This window comes from Methanoregula sp. PtaB.Bin085, from assembly GCF_002067035.1.
Lineage (GTDB): Archaea > Halobacteriota > Methanomicrobia > Methanomicrobiales > Methanospirillaceae > Methanoregula.
In genome coordinates this window covers 26,910-40,652 of the sequence record NZ_MVQB01000047.1, presented here as the reverse complement: position 1 = coordinate 40,652, position 13,743 = coordinate 26,910, and the positions used below count along the sequence as shown (strand labels likewise).

Here is a 13,743-nt window from a genome sequence, read left to right as displayed (position 1 = left end):
ATTTATCTGTGAAGAGTGACATGATATCCTTGGATACTGAGGCTGCTGATTTTACAGCAATATAGAGACACTACCTGTCGTCTGTTGAAGAAGAACCACCGGGATTCTCCTTCGGCTTTCACTGCCATAGGAAATACCAATGTTTTCCTGAGTTTTGCAGCATACAATTTTAATTTTTTTACCGATTTTGAAAGAAAATTGTAAAAAAATCAGCTTCCAATACCTATTCAAATCGAAACGCTTATAATAGGGTGGAAAGCAAGCGCTTATTACCGAACGAGTTTTAATAAATTTTAGTTTGAGAAGTATTATCGCTCAGACGAAACCTTCGTATTATCGAGGGAAATTGTACGATTTCCATGGAGTGTTTTCATGAATCTGCGACAGCCAAATGCAAATGAAGCAACGGGGACTGTCAACAGGTCACGGAGTGTTGTGCCGTGTTCCGGTATCTGTACCCGGTGTATGGACGGCTGCAAGGGCAGCTGTGAGATCTGGTTATCATCATTCCGCGGCCGCGAGGTTCTCTACCCCGGCCCGTTCGGGGAGATCACGGCCGGTGCCGACAAGAACTACCCGATCGATTATTCGCACCTGAATATCCAGGGATATGCTGAAGGAGCAAAGGGACTTCCCGAAGGAACCGAGATCGGTCCGGACTCAGCGGTTTTCTCTTCCGTGGACACCGAGACCGAATACGGCTGGGACAAGAAAGTGCGCATGAAACTTCCGATTTTCACTGGCGCACTCGGCTCAACGGAGATCGCACGGGCAAACTGGGAGCACTTCGCAGTAGGTGCAGCAATCTCCGGTATTACGCTTGTCTGCGGTGAGAACGTCTGTGGTATCGACCCGGGCCTCAAGCTTGACGCCAAGCACAAGGTCAAGGAATCTCCCGAGATGGATCGCCGGATCAACACCTATAAGAAATTCCACAACAAGTACGGCGAGATCCTTGTCCAGATGAACGTCGAGGACACCCGCCTCGGCGTTGCCGAGTACGTTGCTTCAAAACACAACCTCGACACCATCGAGCTCAAGTGGGGACAGGGCGCAAAGTGCATCGGCGGCGAGATCAAGGTCAAGACCCTTGAGCGCGCCATCGAGCTCAAGAAGCGCGGCTACATTGTCCTTCCCGATCCGACCGTGAAGGAGAACCAGGCTGCGTTCAAGGCCGGCGCCATCAAGGAGTTCGAGCGCCACTCGCGCCTTGGCTTTGTCACCAAGGAAGGATTCCTTGAGGAGATCGACCGGCTCCGCGACATCGGGTTCAAGCGTGTCACGCTCAAGACCGGTGCGTACTCCATGGTAGAGCTCGCGATGGCCCTCCGGTACTGTTCCGAAGCCAGGATCGACCTCCTGACCATCGACGGCGCTCCTGGCGGTACCGGCATGAGCCCGTGGCCGATGATGAACGAGTGGGGTATCCCGACATTCTACCTGCAGTCGCTCACCTACGATTTCGCCCAGAAGCTCGAGAAGAAAGGATACCGCGTCCCCGACCTCGCCATGGCCGGCGGGTTCTCGGATGAGCCCGGTGTCTTCAAGGCACTTGCTATGGGCAGCCCGTACTTCAAGGCGGTCTGCATGGGCCGTGCCCTCATGATCCCCGGATTCGTGGGCAAGAACATCGAGAAGTGGATCAAGGACGGAGAACTCCCGAAGTCCGTATCCAAGTACGGCAGCAGCATTCCGGAGATCTTCGTTGCCTACGAAGAACTCAAGGAGAAATATGGGAACAAGATGAAGGAGATCCCGATGGGTGCAGTTGGTATTTACACCCATGCATCCAAGTTCCGCACCGGCCTCCAGCAGCTTATGGCTGGCAGCAGGAACTTCCGGCTCTCCACCATCAGCCGCGACGATCTGATGGCACTGACCGAGGAAGCATCCGAAGTATCGGGCATCCCATATGTTATGGCTGCACGGTATGACGAGGCCATGGGCGCCCTGCTTGACTGAAACGACCATTACTGACATACTGGTACGTTATGTCTGTGCCGGGAGTTCCCCCGGCCATATTTTTTTTCTTTTAAAGTGTCCGGTCCTGGGAGACCCGGGTTTTTGTGCAGATTGTTAATTACTATTACGGCGCAGTTTGTGTACACACATCATGATCCCGTGGCTCAATACAAATTTCCGGCATTTCAAACCGACTGCGGCAATCGCCATCAATGCTACGCGGCACATGAACAAACATGAAAGAAAAAAACTCTTTTCCCCTGACATTGAACCGATGCGGACTGCAGAGGGACGATGGTTCGAGGCGATCGTGTACGAGATGTTCCTCGACATCTCGAAAAGGTCCGATACGATCAAATACCTTGCGATGAAAGGGGCCGATGCGCCGGACCGGCGGGAGAACGTGAAGATCGGGCAGAACGGATTGTTCTACTCGAAGTACGGGGATATCACGATACGGGGAAACGGGCAGGACCTCGCCGAGTTCGACATGCTGCTCGTCGATTCGGACAACCATGTTGCGTTTGCTGAAGTTGTCACTTCCCCCTCGGACCTGAAAGAGTTTGAAATCGAGATCGCGTACAAGAAAAAACTGCTCGGGTACCTCTACGGCCAGAAGGTCACGCCGTTCCTGCTGGTTTCATCATTCGATCTGTCCAATTACACCGTTGTCAAGCGACTGGCAAAAGACCGGACAAATGCAATTATCCACACCAGCTCCTGCGAACAGATCAAGTCGCTGGTAAAACATTACCGGCCGCGTATCATCTACAATCTGCCGCAGAACCATCCCAAGCTGATCCGGGCCACCGATATCCCGATGAAACACCCGTTTGATTACAAACGATATCACGATGAGGTCAGGAACCGGCTCTTTTCCGAGATCTCCCGGGCAACCGGGCGGATCCGGCCGGCCATCACGGACCAGACCGGGCAACTGGTGAAAAAAGTGCTCTACGGCGGCATATTCCCTCCGGCAATCAAAGCTGTCTGCGATACGTACGGTATGACCGTGAAAGGCAGGACCATCACACCGGAGGATTTCCCGAAACTCTATTCGAAAGCAATTATAGCAACGGATCTGCCGGGGTATGAGCTGATTATTTACCTGCGATCGAAACAGAAAAAGGAATATCACAAGATGATCCAGATGAAGGACGGGCACTTCAGGTTCGAGCGGCCAACACCGCCTAAGGTCGGCTTCTTCCTCTGGCTCGAAACAATCCAGCCAACGCTCGGTACGCGGATCACGCTGCAGGTTATCGAGGCATTTTCCATCAGTGAGCGGCCGCGACACTTACCGGAAAAGTAATAAAACTTCTGAAGAGATCCTCTCATTCCAACGCCCGGCATCAGGGAGACCGGGCAAAGGGGCCCGTTTTGAAATCCTGATCCCGAAGGAAGGGGACCGGTTATAACAGAACACATGGAGAATTAAAAAAAACGGTTATACAAGCTCCCATGAATACTCACGGGTTTTCCCTGATGTTCTGCCATGACGGATAATTCCCCGCTGCCCGGGTTTTTACTCCCGTCATGCCGCATGTTTTTACAATTCCTGTAGTGCTGTCTGCATGGGACAGAGAACACAGTCTCAATCCACAGAGAGGGCAACGGATCTGCGGCGTTAACCATTTTCCCGATCTGTTCCTGTACAGGTGGAACAAAGACGGATGACCGTTTTGAAGTATGATACTATCGCCGGGTCGCGGGAATCCTTTCGGATACGATATTGGCAGCATGCCTTTTCCAGAAGGTTCCTTACCGTATTTCCTGATTCTTCCGGTACCAGAACCAGGATGTGGCTGGCATTACCGGTCTCAAAAGATTTCTGTGCGGCAATCATGACCGGACCGTCGCCCGGATAATTTTGTGAGATCATGGAAATTCTCCAGAAAAACCCGTTCCTTACGCTTACCTCAACGGACAAATCCGCTGATCGGTGAAGAGTATGCGTTATTTTTGTTCGATGTACCGGGAAAAAGGATAGTTACCCGGCAGGTCCGGTGAAGAGAGATCGTCATGAAGATAATCTTCACGATTCTCATCGCTGATCGCAGGTATCCGAGGGTCGGCGATTTCATGGTAGTTATCCGGCTATCACCCGGGTTACGGGTAGTCCAGGACAACCCGGAGCTTCGACTCAATATGCGGTGATATCTGGTGATATCCTTCTTTGGATAACTGGCCGGTATCGAGACAGACGGCTTCCTCCAGATCATCCTCCGATATCCCGTGTTTCTCGTGATCCACGATCTCATGGTAGAAGATCTTTCCCCCGCCGGGCAGGATCCGGCACAGGAACATCCGATCGTTTTCAACGCGGATATAGTAGTATGACGATCCTATCAGCGAGCGCTGGTATTCCTGGAGCTGCTCGAGGATCTCATCATAATCCGGAATTGATGCATCCGGCATGATATAGCGCGGTATCGGTTCGATACCGCTGGTTTTTTGCGCAGTAGCCATATTCCCCCACTTCCTTTCCCTGATCTGCACGTGCGGTACAGATCTAAGGTACGAAGGAAGTATTGTTCCTGCGTATAAATAAATTTCTATCACGGAATGGTTTCTTCATGCAACAGAACGGTAAAAAAGGATAATAAAAAACCGGAATATTTTCCGGAAGTCCTCAGACTTCCGTTTCCCCGGTCCGGATCCTGATGGACTTTTCGACCGGTATGATAAAGATCTTGCCGTCCCCGATCTTCCCGGTGCGGGCTGATTCCATGAGGGTGCCAATCAGGGTGTCCAGCTCGTTATCCCTGACAACGATCTCGAGCTGGATCTTGGGCAGGAGGTCGACGGTCATCAGGCCGCCGCGGTACTCAAGGGTGATCCCTTTCTGTTCCCCGCGTCCCTTGACCTCCGTGATGGTCATGCCCTTAAATCCCTTGTCTTCCAGTGCTTTCTTGACGAATTCGAACCGCTCGGGTTTGATGATGGTTTTTACCAGTTTCATGATGTTCCCTCCTTTCAGCAGCGCTCCCCGTGCTGCGAGATATCAAGGCCGACATACTCTTCCTCTTCCGTGACACGCAGCCCCATCGTCTTGTCGATGACGACCGCAAGCACGTAGGTTACTACGAAAGCGTATACGACCGCGGCGCCGGCACCTGCAACCTGTGCAATAAACTGGCTCACGTTGCCTTCAATGAGCCCCGATTTGCCGTTGATCGCAGCCACGGCAAAGATCCCCGTTGCGAGGGCACCCCACAGGCCCCCCATGCCATGGACTGCCCAGGCATCGAGGCTCTCGTCGATCTCTTTCCCCTGCCGCCAGAGCATGATACCGTAGCAGAGCGCACCGGCTACTGCACCGATGACGATTGCCCCCATCGGGGTGACGAAACCGGCACCAGGAGTGATCGCGACAAGACCGGCTACTGCACCGGAAACAAACCCGAGCGAGCTCGGTTTGCCGCCATGCGCCCATGAAACGAGCGTCCATGAGATCGCAGCTGCTGCTGCGGCCGTGTTAGTGGTCACGAAAGCCAGTGCTGCAAGGCCGTTTGCATCAACAGCACTGCCTGCGTTGAACCCGAACCAGCCGAACCACAGGAGCGCTGCACCGAGAATCGACCAGGGAATGTTAGCCGGTTCCATACCATACTTGCCGTACCCGACCCGTTTGCCGATGACGAGTGCCAATGCTAGTGCCGCGAACCCGGAGCTGATGTGGACGACCGTGCCGCCGGCAAAGTCGATCGCACCGAACTGCGCAGCCCAGCCGCCGCCCCAGACCCAGTGGGCCAGCGGATCGTACACGATCGTAGTCCAGATCAGGGCAAAGACAAGGTACGAGCTGAACTTAATCCGCTCGGCAAACCCTGAGGTGACGATCGCCATGGTCACAGTCGCGAAGACCAGTTGGAAGACCATGTACAGCAGTCCCGGGATAACCGAGCTGAATGCACCGGGTTCCATACCCACATTGTTCAGACCGATATACTCCAGGTTGCCAATGAACCCGCCGATATCCGTACCGAATGCCAGCGAGTACCCGAACAGCACCCACTGGATGCTGACGAGTGCAAAGGCAACGAACGACAGGGTGATCATGTTGATGAAGTTTTTCCTTCGGACAAGACCCCCGTAGAAAAGACCAACGCCCGGCGTCATGATCATGACGAGTGCCGTTGAGGCGAGGATCCATGCTGTTGCTCCTGTATCAATTGCCATTCATTTCACCATAAATTTGAGTTCTGCATTCTTCCACATCTTAAATTATCCCCAACCAGACCTGTGGTGACTGATTCCAGGTAACGATACTTACCGGAGGAAAAATCCGGTATATCGCCGAATCATCAGCCCCCGTGCTGGTTCCTGTCAGTTCGGGTTTACAGTGTTGTATAGTTGTAGGAAGGAAGTTGTATTCCTACATTTAAAAATATTACTAATTGAACTACATCCGGTATCAGGAAACAAAAACTCAAAATCCTGGCCGGATCTTCGTGAATCATCTGGAATAAGCAGATCAGGGTTTTTAAAAAAAATTGAGAAAGAAACTACCAGGTACTATCGCGCACTGGTACTATGCCCGTTCGCCATGCTGGCAGATATCCAGTCCTACATATTCTTCATCTTCGGTAACACGCAGTCCCAGGGTACGATCGATAGCAAATCCTACCAGATACGTCATGCAGAACGCGTATGCTACAGCTACTCCGGCTGCAAGTGCATTGACAAAGAACTGGTGAGGATTTCCGCCAAACAACCCGGTATATCCACCGAACGCGGCTACGGCAAAGAGACCCGTGGCAAGGGTGCCCCACAGGCCACCCATCCCATGAATTGCCCAGGCATCGAGACTCTCGTCAAACTTCTGCCCGATCCTGACAAGCATCATGAAATAACAAAGCACACCGGCCACAGCCCCGATAAAAATCGCGACAAGCGGCGTTACGAAACCGGCGGCCGGGGTGATGGCAACCATGCCGGCGATAGCCCCGCTCACCATGCCGAGCGAACTCGGCTTACCGCGGTACCAGCTTGCAAACATCCAGGTAAGCGTACCTGCTGCAGCCGCCGAATTGGTGTTGACAAAAGCAACCGCTGCACTGCTGTTCACCGCAAGGGCGCTGCCCGCATTGAAACCAAACCAGCCGAACCAGAGCAGGGCGGCACCGACAAGCGCGATCGGGATGTTATGCGGTTCCAGGGCATATTTGCCATAGCCAGCCCGGCGCCCGATCACGCAGGCAAGGCCCAGTGCGGCAAAACCGGAGCAAATCTCAACAACCGTTCCCCCGGCAAAATCGATCAGCCCCATCTGCTGGGCCCAGCCCCCGCCCCACGCCCAATGGGCCAGCGGGCAGTAGACAACGGTCAGCCAGGCAAGACAGAAGACAATATAGGACGAGAGCTTGATCCGTTCTGCAACCGCGGACGTGACAATCGTGATGGTCACAGCTGCAAAGAAGAGCTGGAATACCATGAAAACGAGCTGGGGATACATACCGGAACCGGCATCAGCACTGACCCCCGAGAGCCCCAGGAAATCCAGATCCCCGATAATTCCACCGATATCTGGCCCGAATGCAAGCGAATACCCGATCAGCACCCAGTGGATGCTCGCGAGAGCAAGACTTACAAACGACAGCGCTATCATGGAGATGAAATTCTTCTTCCGTACAAGTCCGCCGTAAAAAAGGCCGACACCGGGGGTCATGAGCATGACCAGCAGTGCCGAGACCATCAGCCAGCAGGTAACTCCTGTATCCATCGTCATTGTATCACCGCTATCCGGTGATCGCTTCAGGCAGTCCCGTTCCACTCTGCGCACACACCATGCGGTTTCCGGCACGGTGATGCCCGGTACGGACATATTTTTCTTATGTCGTACAGAATGAAATCATACAGACAGAACGCCCTGGCGATCCTTGCGGGATTACAAGTCCGAAAATCACCGGTTGTTCAAAAAATTTTTACAATTAATAGGTTGCCAGGTACCGGTCCAGCTCCCACGGGTGGACCGCGAGCCGGAAGGCATCGGTTTCTGCTGTTGCAATACGGTCAAGGGTTTCCACCATGTGGCTGCCAAGGGCATTGCAGAGAATCTCATCCTTCAGCAATGCCTGGTGCGACTCCATGAGACTGCCGGGAAGCATATCGATATGAAGTTTCTTCCTCGTCTTCTGGTCAAGATGATAAATATTGACATCGGTGCTGGGGGGAGGAGTAATCTTGTTCTTAATTCCGTCGAGACCGGATGCAAGCATGCACGCAAACGTCAGGTAGGGATTGCACATCGGATCGGGACTGCGGAATTCCGTCCGGGTACCATTACCGCGAGCAGCGGGAACACGGATGAGGGCTGAACGGTTTGTAGTACTCCAGGATATGTAACAAGGTGCTTCATATCCGGGCACAAGCCGCTTGTACGAGTTGATGGTCGGGTTCGCAAGACGGGTGATAGCCTTGGCATGCTTCAGGAGACCTCCGATGAAGTACAATGCGGTCTGACTGAGACCTTTCTCAGAATCCGCATCAAAGAAAGCATTTTTCCCGCCCTTCGAGAGAGAACAGTGAGTGTGCATGCCACTACCGTTTATACCGGCAATGGGTTTTGCCATAAATGAAGCATGGAGTCCGTGTCTCAGGGCTATTGCCCGTGTAGCATACTTTTGGGTAATGACGCGATCCGCAGTCGTGACTGCATCAGTATACTTGAAATTAATCTCATGCTGACTCGGTGCAACCTCGTGGTGTGACATCTCAATCTCAAAACCCATCTGGGTGAGCGACTGAACAATTTCACGCCGGACATTCTCCCCGGCATCGTTTGGCGCCAGGTCAAAATACCCGCCAAGGTCAGGAAATTCTGTGGTCGGCTTGCCATTGACAAGATTGAAAAGGAAAAACTCAAGTTCGGGCCCCGTATTGAAAACAAAACCCATCTTTGCAGCTTCGGCCATGGTTTTCTTGAGAACATAACGCGGATCGCCTTCAAACGGTTTATTGCCATACGTATAGACATCGCAGACAAACCGGGCAACACTGTCTCCTTCCGCAGTTCTCCACGGCAGTAGCGCATACGATGCCGGATCGGCCTTCAGCAGCATATCGGATTCCTCAATACGAGTGAACCCTTCAATCGAGGACCCGTCAAACCAGGTTCCATCCGTCAGTGCTTTTTCTGCCTGTGCCACCGGGATAGCGGCATTTTTCGGCATTCCAAGGACATCTGTAAACTGGAGGCGGATGAATTTTACTTTATCTGCCTCGATTTTTTTGAGCGTTTTTGTTACGTCTGCTGACATATTGGAAGACATGTTCCACCCAATCATATTTATACCTATTGAGCCAATGTAGCTGCACAACTGAACGAATGTTCATATCGCCATGAACAGATGTTCAACAGTACTGGATCAGTTTCCATTGTGATAATATGTGTGGTATTATTGGTGTCATTGACCGGCGTCGCCAGCTGATGGACGGCTCCAGGATAAAAGAGGCTCTCGCATCAATGGATGAGCGGGGAAGCGGAGAAGGAGCGGGATATGTTGCGTACGGGATCTATCCTGACTATAAGGAATACTATGCACTCCATGTTTTCTTCGATAATATCCGGGAGAACAAGGCCGCACTCGATAACCAGCTGGAGAAGTGGGGAACCATCATCCATGACGAGCAGATAAAGACCTACGAGCAGCCCGGACTCCGCAAGGTCCACACCCCCTGGCGGTACTTCTTCCGGCCGGACCGGACCCTCATGCCGAAAAGCACCACACCTGAAGAGGATATAATCACGCACCTGGTCATGAAAGTCAACAGCGAGAAGAACGGGGCGCTGATCTTCTCTTCCGGCAAAAATCTGGGGGTCTTCAAAGCAGCAGGCTGGCCAGAGGATGTGGCGAACTTTTACCGGATCCAGGATTACAAGGGATACCTCTGGCTCGCACATAACCGATACCCGACGAACACAGCCGGCTGGTGGGGCGGGGCCCATCCGTTCAACCTCCTCAACTGGAGTGTTGTCCACAACGGCGAGATCACCTCCTATGGCACCAACCGCCGGTACATAGAAAGTTACGGGTACAAGTGCACGATGTATACCGACACGGAAGTCGTTGCCTACCTCGTCGACCTGCTCGTGAGGAAGCACGGGCTCTCGGAGAAGATGGCGGTCCGGGCACTCGCCCCGCCGTTCTGGGAAGAAATAGACCGTATGCCGGCGAAGGAGCAGGAGCTCAACCGGGCACTCCGTCTTACCTACGGTTCCGCTCTCATGAACGGGCCCTTTGCGATCTGCGTGGCCAATGAGAACTCGCTTGTCGGGTTTACGGACCGGATCAAGCTCCGCCCCCTGGTCTCCGGAGAGAGTGGCGACCGGCTCTTCATATCCAGCGAAGAGGCGGCGATTCGGAGGATCGATCCCGGTGTAGAAAACATCGCGATGCCCAGGGCCGGCGAGCCGGTGATAGGGAGGGTCTGGACATGAGCATCGGCAGTACTCCCCTGAAATTCCGGGTGAGGATCGATCCGGAACAATGCATGAATTGCGGCCGCTGCATCGACAACTGCTCGTATGGCGTCTTTCGCCGCGAAGGCGACGCTATCCGGATCAATTCTCGGAACTGCGTTGCCTGTCACCGGTGCATTGCATTCTGCCCGCGGGATGCCATCGAGATCGAGGAAAAACCCAATGATTACCGGAGCCATCCTGTCTGGACCCGGGACGTGCGCGAGGCCGTCTTCAACCAGGCAAGGACCGGCAAGATCATCCTGTCCGGCATGGGCAATGCCAAACCGTACCCAATCATCTTCGATCACCTTGTCCTTGATGCATGCCAGGTGACCAACCCCAGCATCGATCCCCTCCGCGAGCCCATGGAGCTCCGGACCTACATCGGCAAGAAGCCCTCGTCGCTTGACCTTACACAACTGCCGAATGGCGATATCGAACTACGGACAAAACTCTCCCCCAACCTCCAGATCGAGACCCCGATCATGATAGGGCACATGAGTTACGGCGCGATCAGCCTGAACGCTCAGACGGCTATGGCAAAAGCCGTCAGCAGGATCGGCACCTTCATGGGAACCGGGGAAGGCGGGCTCCACGAATCGCTCTACCCGTACCAGGACCACATGATCGTGCAGGTTGCATCAGGCCGTTTCGGCGTGGATATCAACTATCTCGAGCGCGGCGCCGCTATTGAAATCAAGATCGGGCAGGGCGCCAAGCCGGGTATTGGCGGCCACCTGCCGGGCGAGAAGGTCTGTGCAGATGTATCCTGCACCCGTATGATTCCGGAAGGCAGCGATGCCATCAGCCCGGCACCGCACCATGACATCTACAGTATCGAGGACCTCAAGCAGCTGGTCCGCAGCCTGAAGGAAGCAACCGAGTGGAAGAAGCCTGTATTCGTGAAGATTGCAGCAGTCCATAATTCCGCAGCAATCGCCGCGGGTATTGCCCGTTCCGGCGCGGATGCAGTTGTTATCGACGGATTCCGGGGAGGTACCGGTGCCGCACCCCGTGTCTTCCGGGACAACGTGGGTATCCCGGTCGAAGCGGCCGTTGCAAGCGTCGATGCAAAACTTCGCCAGCAGGGGATTCGGAACGAGGTCTCCATCATCGCGAGCGGCGGTATCCGGGAGAGTGCCGATGTCGCCAAGATCATCTGTCTCGGAGCCGATGCTGTCTATATCGGAACGTCTGCACTTGTGGCAATGGGCTGCCGGGTCTGCGGCACCTGTTACCGGGGTACATGCGCGTGGGGCATAGCAACCCAGAAACCGGAACTCGTTGCCCGTCTCGACCCGGAGACGAACGCCGTGCAGGTCGAGAACCTGATCCATGGATGGACCGATGAGCTGGCCGAACTGATGGGGGCGGCCGGCATCAACAGCATTGAAAGCCTGCGGGGCAACCGGGACCGGCTCCGTGGATACATGCTGGACGAAGGGTTGCTGAATGTTCTCGATGTGCAGACGGTGGGGGCCTGAGCATGAGGGCAGTGAAGATCGATGCAAAGGATCTGCAGTATACACCGCTGAACCAGAAGATCCGGGCGGCCGTGGCGAACGGGGCAAAGGAGATCATCATTGACAATGTGCTCGGCCAGCGGTTTATCGGCGACGGCCTGCGGGGCGAAGGAGTGACGATCACGATCAACGGCGTCCCGGGGGGTGACCTTGCCATGTTCATGAGCGGCCCCACCATTATCGTCAACGGAAATGCGGACCATGCGCCGGGAAACACCATGGATAAGGGAAAGGTCATCATCCACGGCAGCGCCGGCGATGCAGTTGCACACAGTATGCGGGGCGGACGCGTGTATGTACGAGACAATATCGGGTATCGCGGCGGAATCCACATGAAACAATACCTGGAGAAACGCCCAATCCTTGTCGTCGGGGGATCCGCGCGGGCATTCCTTGGCGAGTATATGGCGGGAGGACTCCTGATCGTTCTCGGCCTGAACGGGATCGAGCCGGTCAGCGAACGGGGAATCGGCAGCGGCATCCATGGAGGCGAGATAATTATCCGTGGGAAAGCTGATGAACGGTATCTCGGTGTTGGCGCAAAACAGCAGCCCCTCACCGGAGAACAGAAAGAGACGATCAGACCCATTCTCGAGGATTTCGCCAAAGCGTTCCGGGTCGACCCGGCTCCCCTGCTGGCGGCAGAGTATTCGAGGATTATCCCGGCAAGCGCACGGCCGTTTGCGAACAAGTACACGTGGGAGTGAGATAAATGGCAGAAAAAAGTTATCTCGATTTGAAAAGCAGTGTCTGGGACACCGGGAAATGCTCCGGCTGCGGGGCATGTATTGCCGTCTGCCCTGCTGATGCACTCTCCTTTGCTGAAGGAGAGATGGTGACAAGCCCCCGGTCGACCGGTTACTGCAAACAGGCGACGGATAATGTGCGTTGCGGAGCATGTTTTGATGCCTGTCCCCGTACGGGTGAGCAACCGGCCGAAACCCTCGGCACATACCTCGAACTTATACCGGCGAAAGCAGCATTCGAGATCCCGCACCGGCAGAGCGGCGGCGCGGTGACTGCAATTCTTGCAAATGCTCTTGATGAGGGGCTGGTTGATGCCGTTGTCACGGTCACCGAGGATCGCTGGACGAAAAAACCTTCGTCGGTTGTCATCACCCGCTCGGATGTGCTTGTTCAGCAGGCAGGGAGCCGGTACAGCTGGTGGGTGCCTCTTCTTGCAGCGCTCAAGAATGCAGTTGTGGAACGGAAGTTCCGGCATATCGCTGTCGTCGGGGTTCCCTGCGCTGTCCAGGCACTCGGGAGGATCCGCGCAAGCGATAACGACCTCCTCAAACCCTATGCAAAATCGATCCGCCTCGTGATAGGCCTCTTCTGTACGGAAACCTTCGATTATACCGCACTCATTCACGGGAAACTCCGTACTCATTACAAGCTTGAGCCGCACGAGATCCGCAAGCTGGATGTCAAGGGTAAACTCGAGATCCTCAAAGAGGATGGCAGTACTGCAACAGTCCCGCTGGCCGAGCTGGAGACCTGTATCCGGAACGGCTGCCATTCCTGTACGGATCTCACTGCAGTCATGTCGGATATCTCCGCCGGTGCGATCGGGAGTCCATTCGGGATGACGACATTGATCATCAGGAATCCTGTCGGGAAAGGATTCGTGGACAGCGCCGTCAGGAACCAGAAACTGATTCCCGGCACCGGTGCTGATATCGCAGCAATCGAGAAGCTGGCAATGATGAAGATAAAGAAGAACATCAAGAAGTAATTGGGTTAAAAAAAAGTTGACGCTCTCGGGGGCTTTGAAGAACTCTTCGAGCTCTT

Annotated in this window: 12 protein-coding genes; 6 read left to right on the top strand and 6 right to left on the bottom strand. The window is 54.3% G+C overall.

Translation table 11 applies throughout. From position 1 onward, the window contains the following. Positions 1-372 precede the first annotated feature (372 nt). On the top strand, positions 373-1,962 hold the full coding sequence (locus A4E33_RS10790; RefSeq protein ID WP_363054247.1) for an FMN-binding glutamate synthase family protein: 1,590 nt from the start codon (positions 373-375) through the stop codon (positions 1,960-1,962). A gap of 151 nt (positions 1,963-2,113) precedes the next feature. After that, the gene (locus A4E33_RS10785; RefSeq protein WP_292348038.1) at positions 2,114-3,274 is read left to right on the top strand and encodes a hypothetical protein; all 1,161 of its coding nucleotides are present in this window, start codon (positions 2,114-2,116) and stop codon (positions 3,272-3,274) included. A gap of 315 nt (positions 3,275-3,589) precedes the next feature. Here the strand turns inward: A4E33_RS10785 and A4E33_RS14755 are convergent, their stop codons facing one another. The 6 genes from A4E33_RS14755 to glnA form a co-directional block, all read right to left on the bottom strand. Next, entirely contained in the window at positions 3,590-3,808 is a 219-nt protein-coding gene (locus A4E33_RS14755) for a hypothetical protein (RefSeq protein ID WP_363054249.1), read from the bottom strand. A gap of 263 nt (positions 3,809-4,071) precedes the next feature. Then, positions 4,072-4,431: a hypothetical protein gene (locus A4E33_RS10780; RefSeq protein WP_292348037.1), complete on the bottom strand. Its 360-nt coding sequence runs from the start codon at positions 4,429-4,431 to the stop codon at positions 4,072-4,074. A 163-nt stretch (positions 4,432-4,594) separates the two neighbouring features. Further along, complete coding sequence (locus A4E33_RS10775; protein ID WP_292348036.1) at positions 4,595-4,924, bottom strand: P-II family nitrogen regulator; 330 nt, start codon at positions 4,922-4,924, stop codon at positions 4,595-4,597. A 14-nt stretch (positions 4,925-4,938) separates the two neighbouring features. Next, positions 4,939-6,144 (bottom strand): ammonium transporter, encoded by a 1,206-nt coding sequence (locus tag A4E33_RS10770; protein WP_292348035.1) that lies wholly within the window; start codon positions 6,142-6,144, stop codon positions 4,939-4,941. A 352-nt stretch (positions 6,145-6,496) separates the two neighbouring features. Next, positions 6,497-7,693: an ammonium transporter gene (locus A4E33_RS10765; RefSeq protein ID WP_292348034.1), complete on the bottom strand. Its 1,197-nt coding sequence runs from the start codon at positions 7,691-7,693 to the stop codon at positions 6,497-6,499. Between the two features lie 202 nt (positions 7,694-7,895). Further along, positions 7,896-9,224, bottom strand: coding sequence for a type I glutamate--ammonia ligase (glnA, locus tag A4E33_RS10760; protein ID WP_292348032.1), 1,329 nt, complete (start codon positions 9,222-9,224; stop codon positions 7,896-7,898). Positions 9,225-9,352: 128 nt separating this feature from the next. Here glnA and A4E33_RS10755 point away from each other — a divergent pair, with 128 nt between their 5' ends. The 4 genes from A4E33_RS10755 to A4E33_RS10740 are packed head-to-tail and all read left to right on the top strand — an operon-like array spanning position 9,353 to position 13,687. Further along, positions 9,353-10,405, top strand: a complete 1,053-nt coding sequence (locus A4E33_RS10755; RefSeq protein ID WP_292348031.1) for a glutamine amidotransferase family protein — start codon at positions 9,353-9,355, stop codon at positions 10,403-10,405. Continuing rightward, a complete protein-coding gene (locus tag A4E33_RS10750) occupies positions 10,402-11,913 on the top strand; it encodes a glutamate synthase-related protein (protein ID WP_292348029.1) in 1,512 nt (503 codons plus the stop codon). The genes A4E33_RS10755 and A4E33_RS10750 overlap by 4 nt, the downstream gene beginning before the upstream one ends. A gap of 2 nt (positions 11,914-11,915) precedes the next feature. Continuing rightward, a complete protein-coding gene (locus tag A4E33_RS10745; RefSeq protein WP_292348027.1) occupies positions 11,916-12,659 on the top strand; it encodes a hypothetical protein in 744 nt (247 codons plus the stop codon). 5 nt (positions 12,660-12,664) lie between these two features. Further along, positions 12,665-13,687 (top strand): Coenzyme F420 hydrogenase/dehydrogenase, beta subunit C-terminal domain, encoded by a 1,023-nt coding sequence (locus A4E33_RS10740; RefSeq protein WP_292348025.1) that lies wholly within the window; start codon positions 12,665-12,667, stop codon positions 13,685-13,687. Positions 13,688-13,743: the final 56 nt, after the last annotated feature.

Bases quoted from the DNA above. Each gene is read 5' to 3' on its own strand.
- A4E33_RS10790 (WP_363054247.1), top strand. From the start codon at position 373: ATGAATCTGCGACAGCCAAATGCAAATGAAGCAACGGGGACTGTCAAC.
- A4E33_RS10785 (WP_292348038.1), top strand. From the start codon at position 2,114: ATGATCCCGTGGCTCAATACAAATTTCCGGCATTTCAAACCGACTGCG.
- A4E33_RS14755 (WP_363054249.1), bottom strand. From the start codon at position 3,808: ATGATTGCCGCACAGAAATCTTTTGAGACCGGTAATGCCAGCCACATC.
- A4E33_RS10780 (WP_292348037.1), bottom strand. From the start codon at position 4,431: ATGGCTACTGCGCAAAAAACCAGCGGTATCGAACCGATACCGCGCTAT.
- A4E33_RS10775 (WP_292348036.1), bottom strand. From the start codon at position 4,924: ATGAAACTGGTAAAAACCATCATCAAACCCGAGCGGTTCGAATTCGTC.
- A4E33_RS10770 (WP_292348035.1), bottom strand. From the start codon at position 6,144: ATGGCAATTGATACAGGAGCAACAGCATGGATCCTCGCCTCAACGGCA.
- A4E33_RS10765 (WP_292348034.1), bottom strand. From the start codon at position 7,693: ATGACGATGGATACAGGAGTTACCTGCTGGCTGATGGTCTCGGCACTG.
- glnA (WP_292348032.1), bottom strand. From the start codon at position 9,224: ATGTCAGCAGACGTAACAAAAACGCTCAAAAAAATCGAGGCAGATAAA.
- A4E33_RS10755 (WP_292348031.1), top strand. From the start codon at position 9,353: ATGTGTGGTATTATTGGTGTCATTGACCGGCGTCGCCAGCTGATGGAC.
- A4E33_RS10750 (WP_292348029.1), top strand. From the start codon at position 10,402: ATGAGCATCGGCAGTACTCCCCTGAAATTCCGGGTGAGGATCGATCCG.
- A4E33_RS10745 (WP_292348027.1), top strand. From the start codon at position 11,916: ATGAGGGCAGTGAAGATCGATGCAAAGGATCTGCAGTATACACCGCTG.
- A4E33_RS10740 (WP_292348025.1), top strand. From the start codon at position 12,665: ATGGCAGAAAAAAGTTATCTCGATTTGAAAAGCAGTGTCTGGGACACC.